The organism is Vibrio sp. 10N.247.310.23, assembly GCF_041467155.1.
In the GTDB taxonomy this organism is placed as follows: domain Bacteria; phylum Pseudomonadota; class Gammaproteobacteria; order Enterobacterales; family Vibrionaceae; genus Vibrio; species Vibrio crassostreae_C.
The window spans coordinates 29886-54896 of sequence record NZ_JBFSTZ010000020.1 but is presented as its reverse complement, the minus strand read 5'-3'; the positions used below and the strand labels follow the sequence as shown (position 1 = coordinate 54896).

General features: G+C 45.8%; 17 protein-coding genes. 6 read left to right on the top strand and 11 right to left on the bottom strand.

What is annotated here, in order from left to right:
• Positions 1 to 6: 6 nt before the first annotated feature.
• The 7 genes from choV to AB6D93_RS15685 all read right to left on the bottom strand — a co-directional run bounded on the left by choV (position 7) and on the right by AB6D93_RS15685 (position 8751).
• Positions 7 to 1218: a choline ABC transporter ATP-binding protein gene (gene choV, locus AB6D93_RS15715; protein ID WP_102333551.1), complete on the bottom strand. Its 1212-nt coding sequence runs from the start codon at positions 1216 to 1218 to the stop codon at positions 7 to 9.
• A 2-nt stretch (positions 1219 to 1220) separates the two neighbouring features.
• Positions 1221 to 2063 (bottom strand): choline ABC transporter permease subunit, encoded by an 843-nt coding sequence (choW, locus tag AB6D93_RS15710; RefSeq protein ID WP_102333552.1) that lies wholly within the window; start codon positions 2061 to 2063, stop codon positions 1221 to 1223.
• Positions 2064 to 2170: 107 nt separating this feature from the next.
• A complete protein-coding gene (locus AB6D93_RS15705; protein WP_017071877.1) occupies positions 2171 to 3142 on the bottom strand; it encodes a choline ABC transporter substrate-binding protein in 972 nt (323 codons plus the stop codon).
• A 127-nt stretch (positions 3143 to 3269) separates the two neighbouring features.
• A complete protein-coding gene (gene betA, locus AB6D93_RS15700; RefSeq protein WP_102333553.1) occupies positions 3270 to 4982 on the bottom strand; it encodes a choline dehydrogenase in 1713 nt (570 codons plus the stop codon).
• A gap of 72 nt (positions 4983 to 5054) precedes the next feature.
• Positions 5055 to 6515: a betaine-aldehyde dehydrogenase gene (gene betB, locus AB6D93_RS15695; protein ID WP_102333554.1), complete on the bottom strand. Its 1461-nt coding sequence runs from the start codon at positions 6513 to 6515 to the stop codon at positions 5055 to 5057.
• 105 nt (positions 6516 to 6620) lie between these two features.
• A complete protein-coding gene (gene betI, locus AB6D93_RS15690) occupies positions 6621 to 7223 on the bottom strand; it encodes a transcriptional regulator BetI (protein ID WP_048610022.1) in 603 nt (200 codons plus the stop codon).
• A 430-nt stretch (positions 7224 to 7653) separates the two neighbouring features.
• Positions 7654 to 8751 carry an alpha/beta hydrolase gene (locus AB6D93_RS15685; protein ID WP_102333555.1) on the bottom strand — a complete coding sequence of 366 codons (1098 nt, stop codon included), beginning with the start codon at positions 8749 to 8751 and terminating at the stop codon, positions 7654 to 7656.
• 288 nt (positions 8752 to 9039) lie between these two features.
• On the opposite strand from AB6D93_RS15685, the gene AB6D93_RS15680 reads away from it, so the two are divergent.
• The 5 genes from AB6D93_RS15680 (at position 9040) to AB6D93_RS15660 (ending at position 16152) form a co-directional block, all read left to right on the top strand.
• Complete coding sequence (locus AB6D93_RS15680) at positions 9040 to 9744, top strand: response regulator (protein WP_029235682.1); 705 nt, start codon at positions 9040 to 9042, stop codon at positions 9742 to 9744.
• 36 nt (positions 9745 to 9780) lie between these two features.
• The gene (locus AB6D93_RS15675; RefSeq protein ID WP_102333556.1) at positions 9781 to 11100 is read left to right on the top strand and encodes a cell wall metabolism sensor histidine kinase WalK; all 1320 of its coding nucleotides are present in this window, start codon (positions 9781 to 9783) and stop codon (positions 11098 to 11100) included.
• Between the two features lie 135 nt (positions 11101 to 11235).
• Complete coding sequence (locus AB6D93_RS15670; protein ID WP_004732471.1) at positions 11236 to 11511, top strand: hypothetical protein; 276 nt, start codon at positions 11236 to 11238, stop codon at positions 11509 to 11511.
• A gap of 563 nt (positions 11512 to 12074) precedes the next feature.
• The gene (locus AB6D93_RS15665; protein WP_102333557.1) at positions 12075 to 14444 is read left to right on the top strand and encodes a M4 family metallopeptidase; all 2370 of its coding nucleotides are present in this window, start codon (positions 12075 to 12077) and stop codon (positions 14442 to 14444) included.
• 151 nt (positions 14445 to 14595) lie between these two features.
• Positions 14596 to 16152, top strand: a complete 1557-nt coding sequence (locus tag AB6D93_RS15660) for a M28 family metallopeptidase (protein ID WP_102333558.1) — start codon at positions 14596 to 14598, stop codon at positions 16150 to 16152.
• Between the two features lie 138 nt (positions 16153 to 16290).
• Here the strand turns inward: AB6D93_RS15660 and lhgO are convergent, their stop codons facing one another.
• From lhgO to AB6D93_RS15640, 4 genes are all read right to left on the bottom strand, one after another.
• Positions 16291 to 17505 carry an L-2-hydroxyglutarate oxidase gene (gene lhgO / locus AB6D93_RS15655; protein WP_102333559.1) on the bottom strand — a complete coding sequence of 405 codons (1215 nt, stop codon included), beginning with the start codon at positions 17503 to 17505 and terminating at the stop codon, positions 16291 to 16293.
• A 26-nt stretch (positions 17506 to 17531) separates the two neighbouring features.
• Positions 17532 to 19709 carry a TRAP transporter permease gene (locus AB6D93_RS15650; RefSeq protein WP_102333560.1) on the bottom strand — a complete coding sequence of 726 codons (2178 nt, stop codon included), beginning with the start codon at positions 19707 to 19709 and terminating at the stop codon, positions 17532 to 17534.
• A 212-nt stretch (positions 19710 to 19921) separates the two neighbouring features.
• Complete coding sequence (locus AB6D93_RS15645) at positions 19922 to 20935, bottom strand: TAXI family TRAP transporter solute-binding subunit (RefSeq protein ID WP_016789976.1); 1014 nt, start codon at positions 20933 to 20935, stop codon at positions 19922 to 19924.
• Positions 20936 to 21256: 321 nt separating this feature from the next.
• Positions 21257 to 22597 (bottom strand): sigma-54 dependent transcriptional regulator, encoded by a 1341-nt coding sequence (locus AB6D93_RS15640; RefSeq protein ID WP_102333561.1) that lies wholly within the window; start codon positions 22595 to 22597, stop codon positions 21257 to 21259.
• 230 nt (positions 22598 to 22827) lie between these two features.
• On the opposite strand from AB6D93_RS15640, the gene AB6D93_RS15635 reads away from it, so the two are divergent.
• A complete protein-coding gene (locus AB6D93_RS15635) occupies positions 22828 to 24891 on the top strand; it encodes an ATP-binding protein (RefSeq protein WP_017065171.1) in 2064 nt (687 codons plus the stop codon).
• The last annotated feature ends 120 nt before the right edge of the window (positions 24892 to 25011 follow it).

Genomic DNA, 25011 nt, shown 5'->3' with positions numbered 1-25011 from the left:
GAAATTTTACGCGGCTGTATTCATCTGAAAATTACCCGTTAGTGCGTTGTAAAACTCGCTGTTATCCAGAATACCGACCAGTTGATTGTCTTCCACCAGCAAAATCGGGTGGTTACTGATCTGCTTGAGCTTAATCGCATCACGCATGCCAATTTCCGGACTTGCCACGACCACACTCGACGCGCTGATCGCGGTTAGGTCGTCAGACTCGCTCCACTCGACAAGCGCCAAAGCAGATTCACCTTTCACCGATAAAGCACCTTCACTCTGTTCAATCCAGAGATCTTTAGAATCGCAGATCTTCCAGCTTTCATTCTCTTGCGTTAGTGAATCAAGAGGCTGCATCAAAGAGCGACCTTTAAGCACATTCAATGGATTGGTATGAGCAACGAAGTCTTTTACGTATTCTGTTTTTGGCGTCAATACGATCTCTTCAGGCTTACCGTGTTGAATCAGCTTTCCTGACTCCATGATCGCGATGTTGTTACCAATCTTCAGTGCTTCATCTAGGTCGTGACTCACGAACAAAATCGTTTTGTTGAGTTTGCTTTGCAGTGTGATCAGTTCATCTTGCAACTGAGCACGAATCAGTGGATCAAGCGCCGAAAACGGTTCATCCATCAACAGAATGTCGGTGTCCATTGCAAACGCGCGCGCCAAACCAACACGTTGCTGCATGCCGCCAGAAAGCTCATGTGGAAATTTGGTTTCCCATTCCGCCAGGCCGACCATTTCTAATTGCTCACGCGCTTTTGCACGACGAACATCTTTCGCTACACCCTGCATTTCAAGACCAAACGCTACGTTGTCTAATACATTAAGCCATGGCATCAAAGCAAACTTTTGGAAAACCATGGATACACGGTGAGTACGAAGATGACGCAGAGTCGCTTCATCACACTGTGCTAAATCGACTTGTTGGTCACCGTCTTTGATTGTCAGTGAACCACGGCTGATCTCGTTCAAGCCGTTAACTGCGCGAAGCAAAGATGATTTACCAGAACCAGACAAACCCATCAATACACAGATCTCGCCTTCTTCCACCGTCAGCGACACATTGTCTACGCCGACAACTTGACCTGTTTCATCGATGATCTCTTGGCGAGTTTTACCTTGGTCGAGTAGCTCAAGCGCTTGTTTCGATTTATTACCAAACACAACATCGAGATTCTTAATGGTAATCGCGTCCATTGTCTTTTTTCCCTGAGAGTTAGACATGATTAAGCTTCCTTCTGGTTTGGTGTTTTGCACAAGCGATCAAGAATGATAGCGACTAATACAATCGCCAACCCGGCTTCAAAACCTTGTGAGATGTTCACTGTGTTCAATGCACGAACAACAGGTTTACCAAGTCCGTCAGCTCCGACAAGGGCGGCGATAACCACCATCGAAAGCGACAACATAATACATTGAGTTACACCCGCCATGATGCTTGGTAGAGCCGCCGGTAATTCGACCTTCATCAGCAATTTCATGCGGCTTGCACCAAACGCTTTACCCGCTTCAATCAACTCTTCAGGCACTTTGGTTACACCTAAGTAGGTCAAACGAATTGGCGCGGCAATGGCAAATATGATGGTCGAGATTAAGCCAGGAACGATGCCCAAGCCGAATAAAACCAAAGTCGGAATCAGATACACAAACGTTGGAACCGTCTGCATTAAATCAAGAATGGGTCTAAGCACCGTATACAACCAAGGGCGATGCGCGGCCATAATGCCAACTGGTACGCCAATTAATACGGAAATCGTTGTCGCTGCAAACACGAGGACAAAGGTTTCCAGCATTTCTTGCCAGTAGCCAAGGTTTAAAATAGTCAGCAAAGCTGCAACCACGAAAATCACAAGCGAGGGTTTACGGTGTAAATACCATGCAATCGCCGCGGTCATCACGATTGGTAAAGCCGGTGGCATCCACTTAAATACATCGACTAAAAACATAATGACGGTTTCTAGAAAAATCGAAATAGCGTCAAAGAGTCCTGCTGCATTGATTGTTAGCCAATCAACACCCGCTTCCATCCATTGACCAACAGGGATTTTGTTTTCCGTAATAAAATTCACAATATTGCCTTTTATTATGGGTGGGCTACTTCAAACCAATAGACAATTGGCAAGCCCACCTTTTTTATTTATAGAGCTTTGATAAATAGAACGATAGGTAGGTAAAACTAAGCTTTAACTTGTTTTAGGTATTCAGTAACCGCTTGAGTCGCTGATTCACCTTTATGCGTTTTTACGTTGTCTAACCAAGCTTCAACTTGTTGAGGGTTATTGTTCAACCATTGTTGAGCCGCTTTTTCTGGCTTCACTTTTTGGTTAAGAATCTCTTCCATCAACTGGTTTTCCATCTCTAGTGTGAACTCTAGGTTTTGCAGAAGTTGACCGACGTTTGCACATTCAGACAGGTAGTTTGAACGAACATTGGTGTAAACATTCGCGCCGCCGTAGTTAGGGCCGAAGAAGTCGTCACCACCTGATAGGTATTCCATCTCAACATTGCTGTTCATTGGGTGCGGCGCCCAACCTAGATAAACGATCCACTGGCTACGACGAGCAGCGCGAGATACTTGCGACACCATGCCCGCTTCGCTTGATTCCACTAGGCTGAAATCTTTCAAGCCAAACGCGTCTGAATCAATCATTGATTGGATTAAGCGGTTACCGTCGTTACCCGGCTCGATGCCGTAGATGCGGTCTTTAAATTTGTCGGCATGTTTTGCTAAGTCTGCGAAGCTTTTTACGCCAGAGTCGTACACATATTTTGGTACAGCTAGTGTGTATTTTGCGCCTTCAAGGTTGGCACGCACGGTCTCAACCGTGCCCGCTTCACGGTACTTAGCAATATCGCCTTCCATGGTTGGCATCCAGTTACCTAGGAATACATCAATATCGCCGTTCGCCATTGAAGAGTAAGTCACCGGTACTGAAAGTAGGTCGGTTTTGGTTTTGTAACCAAGGCCTTTTAATAGTTCAGAAGTAACGGCGGTTGTTGCGGTAATGTCAGTCCAGCCTACATCAGCGAAGCGAACGTTTTCACATTGCTGCGGTTCAATAGAAGCGTTAGCACCAAATGCAAATGAACTAATGGCTAGTGCTGTTAACGTTTTCGTGGTCATGTTCTGAATATTTAGAGTCGTCATAATGGTTCCTTTTTATCTTTCCTTTTTCTGCTCGATATCAACACCGATAGAGAGCAGTTCTTCTGACTTTTGACTAATTTTTGTTGTTACTTTTTGCTTTTTCTATTTTTGAACTAATAACAGAGGCTTACGCTTCTCTTACTGGTTTATTTATTCTTTGCTTCTCTTGCCACTCAGGTGCAATCCACACTGGAACGTCCTGCGCTTTGAGCATCGGCTTACCTAAAATCAAATCGGAAGCACGCTCAGCAACCATAATGGTCGGGGCGTTCAAATTGCCGTTTGGAATGGTTGGGAAAACCGATGAGTCGACAACACGTAAATTATCGACACCGCGAACGCGACACTCTTCATCAAGCACTGCCATTGGATCATCATCTGAACCCATTTTGCAGCCACATGAAGGGTGATATGCACTTTCAACGTTCTGCTTAACCCATTCATCAATCGCTTCATCAGAAGTAATATTTAGACCCGGCTGAATCTCTTTGCCTCGGTACACATCCATCGCAGGTTGAGACAAAATCTCACGCGTCAGACGAATACAATCGCGCCAATCTTGGCGATCTTGTTTAGTCGAGATGTAGTTGAAAATGATCTCTGGCTTGGCATGCGGATCAGCAGAAGTGATCGCAACCGTACCGCGACTCTCTGGCTTGTTCGGGCCAACGTGTACTTGGAAACCGTGACCATCAAAGGCCGCTTGCCCGTCGTAACGCATCGCTGCTGGCAGGAAGTGATATTGAATGTTTGGCCACTTCAATCCTTTGCGAGAACGAATGAACGCGCACGATTCAAAGTGGTTAGTAGCACCAAGGCCTTTGCGAGTCAGAATCCATTCCGCGCCAATCATGCCCTTGCTGACCATACCAAGCTTGCTGTTGAGCGTGATGGGTTCGTTGCAGTGATATTGGAAGTACACTTCTAAGTGATCTTGAAGGTTTTCACCGACACCGCTCAGTTCGTGTTTCAGCTCAACGCCAGCCTTTTCAAGCACCGCTTTCGGGCCGATACCAGAAAGCTGCAGCAGTTGAACAGAACCGATAGAACCCGCAGAAGAGATCACTTCTTTGTTCGCCACAGCCACCTGGGTATTTCCTGACTTTTCAAACTCGACACCGACGGCTTTCAAGCCCGATTGACCATTTGAGTCTTGTGCTTCAAGTAGGAAACGACGCGCCACGATACCTTTCTTCAAGGTCAGGTTTGAACGCTTCAATGCTCGACGTAAATAAGCGTTAGAGGTTGAGGCTCTAACACCCTTGTCTACCGTCATATGCATAGTGCCGAAGCCTTCTTGCTGGTAGCCGTTGTAATCGTTGGTTTCTGGGTAACCAGCGTCTTTACCTGCATCGATGAATGCTTGGTAAAGCGGGTTAAGCTCCATATCGTTACCATTACAAGTGCCGACAGGGCCATTGTCACCACGGTATTCATCACCGCCTTTGTTCCATGATTCAGCGCGGCGGAAGTAAGGCAAGCATGCTTGATAGTTCCAACCCGCTGCACCCTCTTCTTCCCATTGGTCAAAATCACACGCGTGGCCACGAACATAAACCATGCCGTTGATCGATGAGCTGCCGCCTAACACTTTGCCACGTGGGCAGTGCAGTTCACGTCCATCAAGGCCCGGTTCTTTCTCTGTTTCAAATTGCCAAGCGTACTTTTCAGTATTCATTGGGTAAGAAAGCGCGGTTGGCATTTGGATAAAAATACTCTTATCCGTGCCACCAGCTTCCAGTAATAAAACGCTATGTTCACCGCTTTCCGTTAGCCTATCCGCTAACACACAGCCGGCCGAACCCGCGCCGACGATAATATAATCGTAGCGTTGTTCCATGTTTTGATTTCCCTGAGATGAGTCAGTAGGGCTAGCTCTGTTAAGCTAACCCATAAAATTGAGTGTTACGCGTTAGGCATAAGGGCTGGCGTAGTCGCCAAGTTCAATAAGAATGCTCTTAGTCTGCGTATAGTGAAGTAGAGTTTCTGGTCCATTTTCACGGCCAATACCCGAAAGCTTGTAACCCCCAACTGGCATTTCTGCTGGTGAGTCACCCCACGTATTAACCCAACAAATACCCGCCTGCATTTGGTGAATAACACGGTGCGCACGAGAAAGGTTTTGCGTGAACACACCAGCCGCAAGGCCGTATTTGGTGTCGTTTGCACGGCGAATCACATCGTCTTCGTCCGAAAACTTCAACACTGACATCACAGGGCCGAAGATCTCTTGTTGAACGTGAGGCATGTTGTCTTCGCAATCCACAAATACGGTTGGGATAACAAAGTTACCGTTTTCGAGGCCGTTGTCTGTCACTTGATAGCCGCCCGTCAGCAGAGTTGCGCCCGACTGCTTAGCTAGCTCAATGGCTTCAAGGACTTTTGAAAGGTGTTCTTTAGAAATCAACGCGCCGATCTGAGTATCCATGTCCATTGGATCACCAATGATCAGCTTCTCAGTGCGTGTTTTAAGTTGGTCGATGAATGCGTTGTAGATGTTTTCGTGTACATAAACACGGGTACCGTTAGTACACACTTCGCCTTGGGTGTAGAAGTTAGCCACCATCGAAGCTGAAACTGCATCATCCAATTTCGCATCATCAAACACGATCATTGGTGACTTTCCGCCAAGTTCCATGGTGACTGATTTCAGCGTCTTAGCGCTATCCGACATTACCGCTTTACCGGTACCGGTTTCGCCCGTGAACGACACTTTCGCGATGTCTGGGTGCGCCGTTAGCATCTGACCAACACGGTAATCGCCCTGAACCACGTTAAACACGCCATCAGGAAGACCAGCTTCAGTAAAGATTTCTGCAAGCTTGAGCGCCGTTAGCGGCGTTTCTTCTGAAGGTTTGAAAATCATCGCATTACCCGCGGCCAATGCCGGAGCCGATTTCCACATCGCGATTTGAATTGGGTAGTTCCACGCGCCAATGCCCGCACAAATGCCTAGCGGCTCGCGGCGAGTGTAGAAAAATTGAGATTCACTCAGCGGCTGTTGGTCGCCTTGTAGCGTTGGAGCCAAGCCAGCAAAGTATTCAATAACATCAGCGCCAGACGCCACGTCCACTTCAATTGCTTCTTGCAGCGGCTTGCCCGTATCAACAACCTCAAGGTTTGCAAGGTCATCATTTCGAGCTCTAAGTATTTCCACTGCCTTCAACAGAATGCGGCTGCGTTCCACAGCGGTCATTGCAGACCATACCGCAAACCCGCGTTTCGCAGATTCAATAGCACTGTCGACATCTGCTGAAGATGCTTGGCCTAAGGTCGCGATAGGTTCACCGTTGGCAGGGTTAATGCTATCAAAGGTTTCACCAGAGGTTGCTTTAACCGCTGCGCCATCGATGTATAACGAGTTCATTTCCATTTGAGATTCTGACTTAATTATTGTTATTAGACTCTACTGGTCTAGTTTGAATTTTGGGTGTAAGTATTGGTCGTTCTAGTGCTGTTCTAGTTCTAACACTGCGTTCTATTTGGTACTGCACGAGTAGAACGTCAGTTGTTTATCTAGATAATCATTGATGATGGCACGCGCCTTTTGAGCATCGATACCATCTGGGTTTAGTGTGCCTCTCAGCCACAAACCATCAATCAGAGACGCAATCCCGTGAGCAACGAGATCCGCTTGTTCATGATTCAAAATACCTTTCAACTCAAGACGTAAGTGTGAAATCAAACGTTTTTCATTCACACGTTGCAGTCTTTTCAGCTGCTCGTCATGCATTGAATATGACCAAAATGCCAACCACGCCTTCGCGACCTTATTTTCAGCTTGGTAACCTTCGAAGTTACCATCGATGATCGCGTTAATTCTCTGTTGGTGAGCATCAACAGGAAGTGCTTTTAGTGACGTGGTGATGGTATTGGAAAGTTGACGAAGGATTTCACGCATGGTCTCTTCGAGCAGCCCATGCTTTCCACCAAAATAGTGATTAATAATGCCAGTGGAGACTCCCGCTTCTTTGCTGATCAACGCAATACTCGCGGCATGCAAACCCACTCGATCAATCACCGTCATGGTGGCTTGAACAAGCTGTGGTTTACGTATATCAGGCATCCCAACCTTCGGCATTTCTCAGTCCTTTTATTTTATATTGAACGTTCAGTTAAATATAAAATGACAGAAATTTAGTTAGGGTTCAAATGATTATTTAAAACAAACTCGTAACAATACAGCATTCAAAACAACAAAAATCACTATGGAACAACAGCTTAAATATCATTTAGAGCACTAACGAAAACAATTAAAGATTTGAGGTGTGATAGTTATTGGTCAAGTGTTTTTGCTTAGAAAGTTCAAGAATCAATCAGTGAGAGTCCTTGTAGAAACTTTTTGGGGAGGGAGTGGAAAGGAAGTATCAAGGAATTTTCATACTGAAATTTAAGACAAGGAAATCCACAATCAACACAGGTAACGAATCAAAAAATGAACAAAAAAGGTTGGCGACAACAGCGTCATCACAAACCTTCTCAGTCGTTTCTAATGTTATTGCAAGCCTAAGCTACTCAATGCGTGTTATGAAACCGTATTTATCTGACTCAGCCTTAGTCACCCAGTGTTCGCCAGAAGCCGGAGCAGAATCCAACGTGAAGATATAGAAGTCGATTCCTTTGTCTCCCATTACCTTTTTAAAGTAGGTCGCTTGCTTGCGATGGCTTTCGTTCGTGTATGGGAAGTCTTTGGCTGTTTTATCATCCTCAGCCCAACTGTGCACACCAACCTGCTTATTAAGCTCAATGGCTTTAGTGGTATCTGCTCGTTGCAAAACTCGTGGGTTACCCGCAGCGAAAAGATCCGTGCCGCCAGAGAACACCGACCCCGTAGGCGTTACGATCGTCGTCATGTTGTTACTGTGGATCATGCGACCGGTGTACATATTGATATCATCGTCGGCACTTCCACCAATATGGTTGGTAAACTTCAACGTCATCTCACTGCCTTGATACAATTTCACGATATCAAAAAGCTGAGAATAGGTTGATGCGCCTAGAGTGGAAGTAATGCGATCAACAGCGCCAGTCTCGTTGAGCACATCACGGTAAAAAGCGTTGAAAGCAAACGAGGTGGTTATCGTTACCTTGTTCCCACTTTTAGTGTTACTCAGAATGGTAGACCCAAGGCTAGTCACGTATTGAACCAGTTCATTGTGATACTCAAGCTCGACGGGCTTATGAGTATTCGTCGTCGTGTTAATTAACGTGGTGTCATTCCCGATTGAGCGTTGAGCCGCACCACAATCAAACACGTCCAAACCCTTGCTCTCTGTGTAGATACCGCAGCTATCAAATCCTGCATCAGGGAGGTACAGATCCACACTTTGACCTAAACTATCCGCAAGCCTAACCACTTTTTGCTTATCACTAATATCTTCCGCAAACAGAACGATTTCATACTGCACACCGTTGTAATCAAGTTTTATGGATTCTTGGACCTCTTGTCGCTCTTTATACAACTCACCCAGTTTCGCTGATGAAAATACGTAATCAGCTTGAGGTTTTACTTGCGCTTTGTTGGCAGCTTTACCTGAGTTAGAGCTTGAGTTACAACCCGCTAGCAGAATCAAAGGTAACGCCAGTAATGCATTTCTATAGTCGTTCATACAGTTATTCCCAAAATGTTTGATGAGAAAATTCTATTGTTTAGCGCTGAATTTATCTGTCGTGGAAATGTATGAGAATGTCGAGCCTATTTGAACGATGTTTTTTATTTTCCTATAAATGCCAATTCATCATTGAACTAACTTATAAAGTGTTTAATCATTCGCTTTAGGTATTTGGCGAAGCATCTGAACTTATATGCAATAGCGTATAATCGTAATGGTTCATCACGACGAAGACTCGCTCACCTAATCTCAATAAGTGAAACGCACGACAAGGCTGATAATGGAATGACAAAACCTAAAATGATCATCGTGGAAGACGATTTGAAACTTCAGAAAATGTTGCAGGACTACTTCGTCGCGCAAGATTTTGATGTCACGGTGTTGGACGATGGCAGTGATGCCGCACACACCATCCTCACGGAGCAACCTGACATCGTACTGCTGGATTTGATGCTTCCTGTAACTGATGGACTTACAATCTGCCGACAGACGCGTACGCACTATAAAGGTAAAATCTTGATGCTCACTGCTAGCGATGACGACTTTGACCACGTCGCTGGTTTAGAGACAGGGGCTGATGACTATGTCACCAAGCCAATCAAACCAAGAGTTCTGCTGGCCAGAGTTCGTTCGCTATTACGCCGCCAAGACACCAATACCGCTTCAGTCGATGACTCAGACACCCTTCAGTTCGATCAACTCGTTCTGAAAAACACTTATAAGAAGTGTGAACTTTCAGGTGCGGTTTTATCACTCACTGACAGCGAGTTTGACCTACTTTGGTTATTGGCAAGCAACCCAGACACGCCGTTATCTCGTGACTACTTGACGCAAACATTGCGCGGGATTGAGTACGACGGAATAGACCGGACGATTGACAACAAGGTTGTACGTCTAAGAAAGATTTTGGGCGACGACCACACACCAGCAGAGAAAATTCAGACCATTCGCGGGAAGGGTTACTTATTTGTTTCGACCGCCTGGCGTTAACCTCGCTCAATACGAGCGTAATAAAAGAGAGCGATTATGCGACGTATCTTTTTGGAGTCCTTAATAGGGCTGTTAGTTTGCTTTATGGCCGGCCTTGTCGCCTACGAGATTAGCGTCTATCAGCTCAATACCGACTACGAATACGTACTGGAAGATTACGAAGCGGCTGCCCACCAGCAATTGATCGAGAACATCGCTAAAAATCAAGGCCTTGAAGCGGCTCATCAAGCGATAAACCAGTTTGTAGAAACCACACGAAATAAATTGGTTACATTCAGCCCAGACGATGAAATACCCAGCCCCGTTTCAGAGTTCTTCAGCACGAATCCGAATACCTTTGTTTTTCACGATGATGAACGGGACCTATGGTTTCGCTTAGCAAGCAGTGACAATACCTATCACTACCTCCCCAACAGTGAAGCGTTCGTTAGGCAAAAAATAGAGTTGGAGGATGACCTCATTTGGTTGTTCTTTTTAGCGAGCTTTATCTTATATGGGTTATGTCATCTATTTATTATCTTCCGCCGAGTTAAAAAGCTTGAGGCTGCCACTCTGCGTTTTGCGGAGGGCGATCTCTCGACACGAGCCGAGACTTCAAGTGGTATTGCGATTGGTTCACTGAACAAATCCTTCAACCTAATGGCCGACCGAATTCATCGCTTGGTAGAAAGTAATCGCTCACTCACTAATGCTGTCGCTCATGAACTGCGCACGCCAATATTCCGTATTCAGTGGCAAGCTGAAATGTTGAAAGACACCCAGCTAAACGCAGAGCAAGAAAGCACGATTGAGAGTATTGTCGAAGACACGGAAGAGATGGAAAAGATGGTCGATGAACTATTGTATTACGCCAAACTCGATAGCACTGACCTAGAAAACTTAAAAAAGCCATTAGAGATTCGAGACTTTCTCGACCACGCAATGGCGCGTTGGAACAAAGACACTCAGCTCAACATCGACCTATCGCTACCAGAGCAACCTAGCTCAATAATGGCGGATGAAACGCTATTTAACCGAGCACTAGATAACCTAGTGCGTAACGCAATGAAATTCGCACGCTCACAAGTGTCGATTGCAGCGACCGTGCATCAAGATCAGCTACAGATCGCGGTACATGATGATGGTGATGGCGTGGCTCAAGAACATCAAGCTCGCCTGTTCGAACCCTTTTACGTTGGCGACAAAGCGCGTAACAAAGCCAAGAGCGGCCATGGTTTAGGGCTGTCTATCGTCGAGAAGATCTGTGCTCAACACGGCGCTACCGTGGAGGTAGGTCAGAGCCAAGCCTTAAAGGGTGCGGTATTCACCATTACCATTCAGCTGTGTAATGATTCAGCTGACAAACCCATACAGTAACTACAAAACACCTCTGGAATAATGTTCAACATCGGTCGGGAGATGCTGTCTCCCATGAACTTATTGAATCTTGATAATCACGACACTGCTTTTGTGGCTTGCCATCTCGGTTCCAATCATTCTTAAGGTATTTTTATGAAAAAGTTATTAGTTGTTTTAGGCATTGTTTCTCTAGCAGGTTGTTCAGGTATTAACCACAATGAAGAAGTTTACACAGCGCACGCTGAGAGCTTCAACATTGTAGGCTTCCAAGTTCCGGGCAACACTCAAGATCGTGCAATGGAATTGGTTCCTGAAGGCGCAACCGTCGATACCGTTACATCAACAAATTCTGATACGACCTCTGTTTTGGGTGTTATCAACCGTATTATTGGTATTGAATATGTTCAAGTTGGCGGTAAAAAGCAGTAATTCGCTTTAGTCGCAAACCATAGCTAAGTGTACTAGTTACGTACCTTTAATCAGTAGCCTGCACAAACTAAGTTAATCTAAGCCAGTGACCCGTCGCTGGCTTTTTTCATCCAGCAGATTTTGTGCTCTGTGCCAAATAAAGCCCCATTTGGCTAACTCTCTTGTAACTAACAATTCAGAAAATAATCCCAAAAATCGTCAATTTCTTATCAAAATTGCCTTTAAATTCGCTTAATCGTCTTTCGCTCAAACTGACACTTCCAAATCGTTGATCCTTCTATCAACCCAGAATCCGTTAATTGAGGCACAGATCAATTTACTCGAAAATCTTAATTTCCAAGAGAAATAAACACTTAATAAAAGTGTCACGATTTTATAAATAAACATATAGGTGCGTTCAAAAATAAACAGAAATGATAACTATCTGCAAATACGAGAAATATAAGTTTCATGAATAAAAGAGATCATTGCCATGTTACTAATTAATCAGATCGAATGATGTAAATTCGTTGTGATAATTTTGTTACGTTTTCATGGATTTTACATGGAAAGAGAAAATAACAATGAAAATGAAAAAGCGTTTAGTTGCCGTTGCTATAGCCAGTGCTATGTCTTTATCAGTACATGCAAGTGAATCCGTTCAAATCGATCAACCGATCAACTTTACTAGCTTCTCTGGGTTAAACGCTCAGTTAGGAGTCAGTAACGCCTCTAGCTTCAAGATGGTGAAAGAAGTAAACCTGAAAAAGCGTGGTATCTATAAAGTTAAGATCCAGCAGAACATCTGGGGAACACCGGTATGGGGACATTACCTAAATGCCACCCAAAGTGTCCAAGGTGGCGCACTTAAGTTCGTTCAAGGTCGCTACCTTAAAACAACGACCTTAGAGCGATCTTTTGTTAAGCCATCAATCAACAGCGCTCAAGCGGTTGAACTCGCAAGTAAAGATCTAAAGACTCAAGGCTTAACCAGCAAATCTCTAGACAACGTTCAACATCAGCTATTTATCTATCAAGGCTCTGTGAAGCAAGGCATCGGACAGCAAAGCGTAGATAAAACACGACTAGTGTACGTTGTCTCTTACCTAGTAGAAGGCAGTGAACAGCCGACTCGACCGTTCACCATGCTAGACGCGCACACAGGCGAAGTCATCGACCGCTGGGAAGGTATTGCTCACGCACAGATCGGTACAGGCCCCGGTGGCAACGAAAAAACCGGCATGTACGAATACGGCACCGACTACCACTACCTTGATGTTCAAGAAGTGGGCACAGAGTGTGTAATGGAGTCTGAAAATGTCGTTACCGTTGACCTTAATGGCGCGACCGACGGCGACACCACTTACAGCTATGAATGTCCTCGTAACGAATATAAAGCCGTGAACGGCGCATTCTCACCACTCAACGATGCCCATTACTTTGGCAACATCGTGTTCGATATGTATAAAAACTGGTTCGACACAGCGCCACTCTCCTTCAAGCTCATGATGCGTGTTCACTACGGTGAAAACTACGAGAATGCATTTTGGGACGGCAGAGCCATGACCTTTGGTGATGGGGAGAGCTTCTTTTACCCGCTTGTTAGCCTAGATGTATCAGCCCATGAAGTGAGCCACGGTTTCACTGAGCAAAACTCAGGTTTGATCTACGCAAACCAATCGGGCGGTATGAACGAAGCCTTCTCTGACATGGCCGGTGAAGCCGCAGAATACTATATGAAAGGCACCAACGACTGGATGGTCGGCCGTAATATCTTTAAAGGCGACGGAGCTCTACGTTACATGGACGATCCATCACGAGATGGTTCTTCAATCAATAATGCATCCGAGTACTACGATGGCTTGAATGTGCACTACAGTTCGGGCGTGTTCAACAAGGCCTTCTACCACCTTGCAACCACGCAAGGCTGGGATACTAAAAAAGCGTTCGAGCTTTTCGTGCTATCCAACCAAATCTACTGGTCAGAAAACAGTGACTTCTGGCAGGGTGCTTGTGGCGTGAAAAACTCGGCAACAGACCTTGGCTACAATGCCGATGACGTTGTTTCTGCGTTCGGTCTTGTGGGTGTTACCCCATGTGCAGAGCCACCACTGCCACCAGAACCGGAATATCAACGCCTTGAAAATGGTGTTGAAGCCGCAGTTGCTGGTGAAACAGGTTCGAAAACTTACTTTGATATCGAAGTACCATCAGGCCAAGAGAAACTGACGATTGATCTTGCTGTGTCTACGGGTGACCCAGATATTTATGTCGGCCTAGATTATGCGCCAAGCTCTCAGGAGAATATCTGTAAGAGCGAAACCGTGACCGATGAAGTGTGTGTGATTGAAAACCCAACCGCAGGTCGTTACACGGTTAACGTTCTAGGTTACTCAGATTACGCAGGTGCAAATCTGAAAGCATCGTACGAATCAGGCAATGCTAACGTACCGCCCGTCTCTTCTTTCGAACACACGATTGTCGGTAAAGAAGTAGAGCTGCGTAGCACAAGTTCGGACAGCGATGGCCAGATCGTCTCTTACCAATGGAACCTAGGCGATGGCAACACGCAAACCGGTGAAGTGACTCGCTATACCTACGCTGAAGCTGGCGACTACGTGGTGACTCTAACCGTGACTGACGATGCAGGCGTTGCAACATCAACCAGCAAGTCGATCACGATTGAAGGTGACTCAGCAGAAGGCTTCCCGCTAAAACTGAAGTTTGGTAACAAAAACCCGAACGGCAAGGCGCGCGTTAAGCTGGCATGGGATTACGATACCAACGACTACTTCGTGATTAAGCGTAATGGCAAGAATGTTGGTGCTACAGACTTCAACTCATACGTCGACAAGTTCCGTCACAACGGCACAGTGGATGTGGAGTACCAAGTGTGTACCTCAAGCGATATCTGTTCAGAAACCAAGCATTACCGTTTCATTAAAACTCAATAATCGAAAGTAGATTCAGGGCTCCTTATAGGAGCCCTTTTCGCTATTTGGCAATGAGCTATTTAGCGAATGAAACGTCTACATGAAACATCCACGTATTACACAAAAATCACCCCCATCAACATAACAATACTCACCATAAAAAGGACGACAAATGGCTATTCAAAAAAGCATGCTAGCTTTGGCTGTACTCGGAGGTTCTTTAGCCTTAATCAACAGTACTTCGGCTTACGCATCCCTAGGCATCACACCACCAGCGAACGAAGAAGTTTGGATCACCACCGATGCTGACGCACAGCATATAATGACTCAGCATGGCGCAACGGTTTATCCAAGCGTGACCGGAAACAAGCATTCCATCGTCGCGAAAATCAACCAGAAAGAGCTGGCGAAACTATCTAGCCACATGCACGAAGAAACCCACCGTTGTGGTGGCTACATGGTGCACGAAGACAAAGCAAGCGCACTCAAAGCGGCAGCTATGCCACTGACCATGAGCAACTTCGAAAAGCCAGTTATCAGCCATCAAGATACGGTGAACGACCTACTCGCTCAGGTCGAGCCGAACAACATGGTCACGACCATCGAAAATCTAACCAACTTCACCAACCGTTTTTATACTACTTCTACTGGTGTCGCTGCTTCAGATTGGCTTTTAGAACGTTGGGAGACGGAAATTAAAGATGTGCCGTATGCGTCTGCACGCCAGATCACGCATGCCGAATATCCGCAAAAATCCGTTGAAGTGACACTGCTTGGCGCTAAATATCCTGAAGAGATCGTCGTTGTTGGTGGGCACCTTGATTCAACGGTTGGTTCTTGGACAAGCGAAGGCACCATCTCACCCGGAGCCGATGATGATGCGTCAGGCATTGCAACGGTAACAGAGTCGCTTCGCCTGATGATCGCCAGTGGTATTCAACCAGACAAAACCATTAAGTTCTATGGTTATGCTGCTGAAGAAGTAGGGCTACGTGGCTCACAAGATGTCGCCAACGCTTTAAGAGATGAGCAAGCCAACGTTGTATCGGTATTGCAATTAGACATGACCAACTACAACGGTTCAGCGCACGATATCACCTTCATCACAGACTACACCGACAGCAACCTCACCGCCTATTTAAGCGAGCTGATCGACACTTACGCGAGCGACATCAGTTACGGTTTCGATGATTGTGGCTATGCCTGTTCTGACCACGCCTCTTGGCACAATGTTGGCTACCCAGCTGCCATGCCATTCGAAAGCATGTTCAATGATTACAACCCAAGTATTCACACTGAGCACGACACGCTTGAGAACTCCGATCCTACGGCGACACACGCGACCAAGTTCGCCAAACTAGCCATTGCTTACCTTGTCGAAACCAGCCTTGATTCACCCGTTGCAGGCCCTAAAGAGCTGCAAAATGGCGTGCCTGTTAAAGGACTTACTGCAGGATATGGTGAAGAGCAGTTCTTCACATTTACGACTCAAAGTGCAGGTCAGTTAACAGTAACGTTAACCGGCCCTCGAAGTGGCGATGCCGACCTTTACGTGAAACACAACGGCAACGTATCGAAAGCGAGCTACGATTGCCGTCCATACCAGAACAGCAGCAACGAACAGTGTGTATTAGACATGCCTGCGGGGGAATTCAACATCATGGTGCGCGGCTACCGTAACTTTAACGATGTCACCATCGTCGCTAACTTTGTGCCGGATTGGCTGTAAGGTTGGTTATTTACTAACAATTAATCCGAGCAAACACGGCAAAACTAAAAATCCGCGAGTTCGATCCTAAATAGAATTGAGCGCGCGGATTTTTTATTATCTTAGGAGAAATATTCGATCAATGATCTTCCGTTATCATCAAGCCGTATTTTTCATTACCTTGCCACAGATGTACTCACCAATCGGCATTGCAGAGGTCGCAGCCGGTGATGGCGCGTTACATACATGTAAGCTTCTTGGGCTTTCGGCAAACAGGAAATCATGGACCAAGGTGCCATCCTTCAGTACCGCTTGAGCACGAATCCCAGCAGGATAAGGCTTAAAATCATCAACCGTAATACTCGGGCAGTATTTGTTCACTAGCTTTAGATATCCCGGTTTCCACCACGAGTTCTTAAACTCGACCAAACCCGTTTTCAAGTGATTCGCAGTCACTTTCCAAAAACCCGCAAAGCTCAGCATCTGCCAAGTGTCCTTGAAGCTAAAGTTAAGCTTGCCATAACCTTCTCGCTTCCAGCCTTGAACTGCATTTGGCCCTACTGTTACGGAGCCATCAATCATGCGTGTTAAATGCACGCCCAAGAAAGGCAGTTCTGGGTCAGGGATCGGATAGATAAGATGATTCACCACTTGGTTGTGCTTAGCGTCTAACTGATAATACTCACCTCGATAAGGCACGATTTGGAAGTCGGTTTCGATGTCTAACATCTTGGTCATTCTATCGGCCATCAAGCCAGAACACGTGATCAAGAATCGACTGTTCAGTTGAAGAGTCTGACCATCTACTTTGCACGTTAACTGCACTTCATCTTCTTGCTCATCGGCCATGATCACTTCCGTACCAAGGCTAAGCTTACCACCCGCCTCAACAAACTCTTGAGCCATAACTTCGGTGACTTTTTTGTAGTCGACGATACTGGTGGTTTTGACATAAATCGCACCCAAACCCGTGATATTTGGCTCGGCAAGTTTGAGCTGAGCTTGATCCAACAAATCAACATCAATATCGTTATCGTGGCAACGCTGATAGAGCGCATTCATTCGCTCCACTTCTTGCTCATTGGTCGCGACCAACAACTTACCGCAGTTTTCGACGGGGATATCGTGTTGGCTACAAAAGGCGATGGTGCGCTCTACGCCGCGTTTACAAAAATCCGCCTTTAAACTGCCCGGAGCGTAGTAAACACCAGCATGAATCACCCCGCTATTATGGCCAGTTTGGTGCTGCGCGAAACCACGTTCCTTCTCGACTAAAAGGATACTTTTATCAGGGTGAGCTTGCTGTAATTGCCAAGCCGTCGACACGCCAACAATGCCGCCACCAACGATAATATAGTCGTATATTGAGTTCATAATATTCCTACATTCAATCCTTTTAATTATAGGGAAGACGCGACAGTGTTAGACCCGGTTTGAGGTAACTTTTTTTCCTCACTTTCTGATTCCATTTTCACTTGATTAGCATCGTATTTACGACCGCTGTAGATAAAGATGCCAACAAAAATGGCAACACATACCAAACGGATCACGACTGAAACATCAGGCCATACTAGAGCTATACCTACCGCAACCAACGCTACTCGAGTAATAATATTAACTTCGCTCTCTAGATAACCTTCAATCGCCGCGATAAACGCGTAAGTACCAATAACAGCAAAGCCACCCGTGACTAACACGGAGATCACATCCCAACTTACCAAGTTAGTGTAGGCAATCAACAATGGTACTAAATACAAGCCTTTGGCTATCTTCCATGCCATTAATCCCGTTCTCATCGGGGGTGTTTTAGCAATGGTTGCAGCCGCAAATGCAGTTAAACAAACAGGCGGTGTTACGTTACTGTCTTGCGACAACCAGAAAATAATTAAGTGAGCCGAAAGCAGTGCAAGACTGATCGCTTCTAACCCCAAGCTTTGCTCAAGCAGAGTTTCCACAAAATCAGCAGGGACTAACGCAATCATCTCTTTGGCTGTTTCGAGTGTCATCGGTGCATTCAACAAATCAAGCTTATCTGGTGCAGCCAACATGAAGATGGCTTTAGCTTGCTCAGGAAGCTGACCTGACACCAACAAGTCGAGCAGCTGACTTTCAGCAATCAATTTATACAAGGCAGGAGCTGACAGAGTGCCCAACACAATATAAGCCGCCGTTACCGGTAAACCCATACCGAGAATCAAAGACGCCAACGCGATCAACGCGATCATCACTAGCAACTCGCCATTCGCCCAGCTGTTGATCATTAAAGAAAAGGTGTTACCAATTCCCGTGGTACTGATGACATTGACGACTAAACCAATGCCCACCAACAACACCGCCGTGGTCGCCATGTTTTTAGCGCCTTGAGAAAGCGCTTCAATGATCGCCTTTGGACCCATTTTGTGATTTTTAGAAAACCATGATGCCACCACCACAGAAAGAATCGAGATACCCGCAGCGTAAGTCGGCGTAAAGCCCTTCACCAACAAAGTCACTAACACGGCCAGTGGGATCAGGTTGTGCCAACCCGACAGCAATACCTTTAACAAAGGTTCACAGCCAGAAGTCACCTTTTGTACTCCACTGCGCTTCGCTTCAATACGCACGAAAAAGGCCACCGACAAAAAGTAGATAAGCGCAGGAACGAAGGAAACCGCAATAATATCGACATAAGGAATTTGCGTGTAAGACGCCATGATAAACGCGCCCGCACCCATCACAGGTGGCATCAGCTGCCCGCCAGTAGACGCAGCCGCTTCAACACCCGCTGCGAAACGCGAAGGGAAGCCCGCCTTTTGCATCAAAGGAATACTGATTACGCCCGTCGATACGGTATTTGCTACACTCGAGCCGGAGACCGAGCCCATCAAGCCAGAGCCAATCACGGCAATGAAACCGGGGCCGCCAATCACTTTGCCTGCCGCTGCGCGAGACACATCAATGATGTAATCACCGACACCCGAACGCACTAAGAATGCGCCAAACAGGATGAACATGAACACGAAGGTCCAACTGATTCTTGAGATCGAACCAAACATCCCTTCTGATGAATAAAAGCTTCGATAAAGTAACGTCTCAAGGCTTAAACCCGGAAAATGAAAAATACCGCTGGTCCATTGTCCCCAAAGCACTACATAACTTAAACACACTAAGATAAGCACTGGAATGAACCAGCCCATAGTGCGTCTAATCAGCTCAATGACGATGGCAATCGCCAAGATAGAGAAAAACCAATCACTGGCGATAAATTTTACGCCTCGGTCATACAACGCATCTTCTGCAAAGGGGATGTAGATAAGACAAGCCAGAGCCGCCAAGGCAATTCCGATATCGACCGCCAGAGCTATCTTGCTCTTTTTCAGTGAGATATGAGCGGGATACCAAAGCGCGCAAATGATTGCGAAACCAGCGAAATGCGTCGCCGAAATCCAAAGCTCTGGCAAGGTAGATAAGGTATTAAACCAAATATGTAGGAGGGAGAGTATCACTCCCATTGTCGTTATTGCTTTGCCTACCCAAGGGAAATCTGTTCGGGTAGGCAATTCGAATTTTTTCAGTTCCTGCTGCAGCGAATCGCTCATAGAAAACTCCTGCTCTCCGCAGCAAACACGAAGAGAAAATCCATAAAGTAAGGTGGTGCGTTTTCACTTCAAATAATCGAACGAGCCGGAGACGGTCAAATCAAACAAAGTAGCCGAAACAGATGAAAACGCACCAAGCAATTAATTAACGCGAATATTCAGTTCACGCCAAATAGCGAGTTAAAGATAAATGGCTAATCGAAGACAAAGGGTTAGTCGACGATCAACTCAGAAGGGATTTCTATACCCACTTCTTTATAGTAACGAGCAGCACCTGGGTGAAGCGGAACAGGAAGGCCTGCGATCCCTTTCTCAAGTGCCATTGCTTTGGTTGCTTTGTGGATACCTTGTAGGAAAGGTAGGTTTTCATAGATAGCTTTGGTCAGTTGATACACATCTTCTTCAGAAATGTCTTCACGAACCGCTAGGAAGTTAGGTTGGGCAATCGTAGTAATTGGTTTATCGACACCTGGATAAGTGTTTGCTGGGATCTCATACTTGGTCCAAATATTGTAATCACCATTCGCTTGTTTGATTTGTGCATCGGTAAACGACAAGATTTGAATATCTTCACCCAAGGCAGCAAAGGCTTGTGTTACCGCACCAACAGGCACACCAGCAGGCGTATTCATGCCATCAATTGTGCCATTTTGTAATGCGCTCGCACTGCCACCATAACCCATAAAGGCGAGTTTAAATTGTTCTGGGTCCACGGATAAGCCTTGCATGATTTGACGACCTGAGTTTTCAGTCCCAGAGTTCTTCTTACCGATAGAGAATTTCTTACCGTTTAGGTTCTCTAGATCGCTTACCGTACCTGTTTTTGCTAGATCTGAACGCACAATAAAGTGTTCTACGTTTTGCCATAACATGGAAACTGAACGCAGTTGAGTTTGTCTGCCAGATTTCTCATATGGCCCTAAACCCTGCCAAGCCCAAGCACCATACAAACCTTGTAGAATAGCGAACTGAGCTTCGTTCTCGTTCAACAACTTTACGTTCTCACCCGAGCCCGCAGAGCTGATAGCCGCTAAAGAAAAGTGCTGCTTAGGCGCAAGCTTAACTTTACTCAATGTCGCTAAGGCCACACCTACCGGATAGTAAGTACCACCCGTTGAGGCCGTCGCTAAAATATAGCTGCGATCTTCTTCAGCTGACGCATGACTGATAAGGCCAAGAGAAGCCATTGCTATCGCTAAAGTTTTAACTAGCTTGTTGTATTTCATTGTTACTCTCCATGTAGGGTTATTCACGTTATATTTTTGTTAACAACAATCACTAGATAGCAAGCACAATGCCAGTTTTTAACCATTTGTTTTAATTTACTTTTATTTTAAAACCTATTTAAAATAAGCCGTTTTTTGCTTATTCCCCTGTTATTAAGTAAGCCATTTTTTGCTTATCGGCTACCGGAATTAACACCTGTAGATCGGGAAGCAAGTCACACTATGTTGCAGTTGTGTGATCAATGTATGTAAATTGATAAATATGCAATGAGCCATTTATTGCTCATTAAAAATCAACAAGCACTGCGATGAAGCCGCTCTCTAAGGGTAAACATAGTCACTTCGATTTAACCCATAACGCACCATCTTTTGGTTCAATGTTCGACGAGGTAAATCCAAGTCTTGCATAACATCATTGATGCGTCCCTGATAACGAACTAGCGCATCATGAATCACTTTCCGTTCAAAGCTCTGCACTTGAACCGCCAACGGGATGCCTGCCGTTGTGGACTCTGTGACAGAATTGGGACGACACGCCAAAATATCACCAACGGTCAGGCTTTCATCCAGCGCAAAACGAATCGCAACATTACGCAGTTCACGCACATTGCCCGGCCACCCATACGAGAGCAGTGCATAGCGATCAGCCTCACTGGCTATACGTGTTTCGGAATTGGCTTCTTGGGTGAAGTGTTCAAACAAAAGTAAGGCATCTTCTTCACGCTCACTGAGTGGAGGCAAATGCAGCTGGGCAACATTCAAACGATAGAATAGATCTTGGCGAAAGTCGGGGTGATTCAGTAGATCGCTTTTCGAGGCAGAGACCACTCGTAGATCAACATGTTGTTGCTGATTCCCCCCCACGCGTTCGACGACATTATCTTGCAAGGTGCGCAGCACTTTTACCTGCATCGACAGCGGCATACTCTCTATTTCATCAAGGAACACTGTGCCTTTGTCGGCAAATTCCAGCTTACCAATGCGTCGTTTGGCCGCACCAGTAAACGCTCCGGCTTCGTGTCCAAACAGCTCGCTTTCAAAGAGATTTTCTGGGATTGCGCCACAGTTGAGCGGAACAAACGGATGGGTTTTACGTTGGCTGAATTCATGTAAGCAAGAGGCGACCAGCTCTTTACCACAACCCGTTTCACCATAGATGATCACGTTGGTGTCTATGGAAGCGACTTTCTGGATTTGCTCGCGCAGTTCACACATCACTTTACTGCGACCGATCAGCACCTGTTCAATGCCCTTAAGGTTATCCAGATAGTTCTGACGACTGTTTCTGTCTTGGCCACTTTGATGTTTATCTACCGCTTCCGATACCGTTTGAGACAGACGCTCTGGGTCGAATGGCTTCTCAATGAAGTCATAGGCACCTTGCTGTAAGGCTTTCACCGCCATATCGACATCACCATGCCCAGTAATCAAAATAACAGGCACATCTGGCACAAGACCTTTGAAACGCCCTAGCAGATCAACACCATCAATATCAGGTAAACGAACATCGGTGATAATGGTTTGAAAATCACCCTGCTCTACGGCGTTTAACGCATCTTGTCCTACTTCAAATGCGGTGACATCGAAGCCCGCCAGCTGCAACCATTGGCTGGTTGCTTGACGCACAATCGCGTCATCTTCAATTAAAGCAATACGCTGCATAGTTTGGTTCCGCCACTCTACATCTGATTAATATCGTCCACGGTATGTAAAAAAACCTCAGACGAAAAGGAGCTAGCTCCCACTTTGAATAACACTCCTTTAACAGTTTAATAATGTTTGTTAGCTTCGATTTGTCTCACTCTCCATTCGCTTAAAAAGCAAACATAAAACCTTGTCAAACCACTAGCTCAAAGAGGCAAGCCACTAATTTTAAAGGGATTTGATCAGAAATGATGAATAACAATCGATATTGGTTATTCCTGTGTACCTGTTTATTGATTGGTTTGGTGCAGGTCACCACCAAGAATGGCATCAGCCAGTGGAAGCTTGAACAAGCCCAACGCTATGCCGAACAGCGCTTCCTTGGCTACATTGCCGAAGCAAGGCGAACCCTTAAGCGTTTCTATTATCTGCCCTACCTAGTAACCAATGATGAAACCAGTGTGCGCTTCATTGATGGTGAAGCCCGCCTAGAAAAACGCATTAAGAAGCAGCTGATTCAATTGGATAAAGCCGCCAACACCAAGGGCTGGTATCTGCTTTCTGGCGAAGGGGACTTGTTGGTATCGAGTGTTGAAAGAAGCAAACTGAGCAATAAGAACGCCAGTACAATTGTTTCGAAGATCCACCAACAAGGTGGTGCGATTTCAGTGGTGACAAAAAACAAAGGCGTGACACCCGATTACTTCATAGCGGCACCCGTATATCGAGCCTCTGATGTGGTTGGCATTGTCGCGGTGCAAATCGATTTGTCATTGTTAACCGATCAATGGTTTGCCGATGGTGAGGCGATACTGTTTCAGAACCCTCGCGATCAGTTCTTTCTCTCCAGTGACAACAGGTTGAGTGCCGATTGGTTCAATGACACCTTCAATTCTCAGCCCACAGCGACAAAACGTGAGCTGTATGACCAAACCCATATTCGCGTGTGGCGATTGCAAGATAAAGATTACCTAATTCAGTCCATCAAGTTAGACGATCTGAATTGGCGTTTAACCTACCTAACGCCATTAACCAGCCTCAACCAGACCACGAACTGGATCAGCTGGAGTGTGGCGGTTGGCTGTCTTTTCATTCTGTTACTGTTGGTTATTCTTTACCAAAGACGCCAGAAAAAGCTCAGCAATCTGAGAATCCAAAAGCTTATCGAAGAGTCTGAGAAACGACTGTCTGGGATGATCAATAAAACCCATGTTGGGTTAATACTGATCGATAAACACGGACGCATTCACGATATCAACCTGATGGCGAAGAACTACTTTTCACTATCTGATTCAATGATCAATAACATCAAGGCGTGGCAGTTATTTGAGGCAGGTAACCCGAATTCAACCACCTTGCAACTGCTCAAAAACTTAGAGCAGCATCAAGAGCTGGCCGAGATAACTAGCGTCGAAACCATGGCAAGACGCAGCGATGGCAGCTACTTCCCTGTTTTATTCTCTATTAGCGCCTTTCCTTGGCATGCGACGACTTACTACCTGTGTACCGTAATCGATATCAGCAAACGTAAGAAAGCCGAAATTGCGGTGCAAAACGCCAATAAAACGCTACAACTGCGGGTCGAAGAGCGAACTCAAGATCTAAAAGATGCGCAGCAAGAACTTGTCGAATCTAGCAAACTGGCTGCACTAGGGCGGATGTCGAGTGCGATTACTCATGAACTCAATCAGCCGCTTACTGGCCTAAAAACCCTACTTTCGAGTAACCAGTTGCTGATGGAAAGAGGCGAGACTAAGATGCTGAAAGCGAACATGGATCTGGTGATGAGCCTAATCGACCGAATGGCTAACATGACTAGCCAGCTGAAGTCATTCGCCTTTCAAAGGCTTGAGAAACCTTATCCTGTTTCCCTAACAGACGCACTGCAAGAAACCTTGCGAATTCATCAAGCCGAACTGGAAAACGTCGATATTCGCGTGCGTGTCGCTTCCAATATTTCGATGGTAATGGGAGAAGAGGCGCGACTTCGTCAAGTGCTTGGTAACCTGCTTAGAAACGCTGTCGATGCCACGCAGAATCAGAAACCAGCAACCATTGTGATCAGCGCTCATACCGAGCAACAACGCGTGATCATCAAGGTTCAAGATAACGGTTGTGGTGTGTCTGAAGATCAACTCGAAACCATTTTCGAACCATTTCATACCAACAAAAAGATGGGCGAAGGCTTGGGGCTCGGGTTGGCTATCACAGCGAACAACGTGCGCGATATGCAAGGCACATTAATAGCGAAGAACAATTCAGACCAAGGCATGACATTTACGTTAACACTAAACAATAGCGATAGTGAGTAGTTACTTACACAGACCTTGAACTCCACATTCTATTGAAGCGCTAGAACTAAAAAACCGCCCACAGAGGGCGATTTTGATTCACTTATTGGCGTGTGACTTATTCACTAATCCGTTAACGAC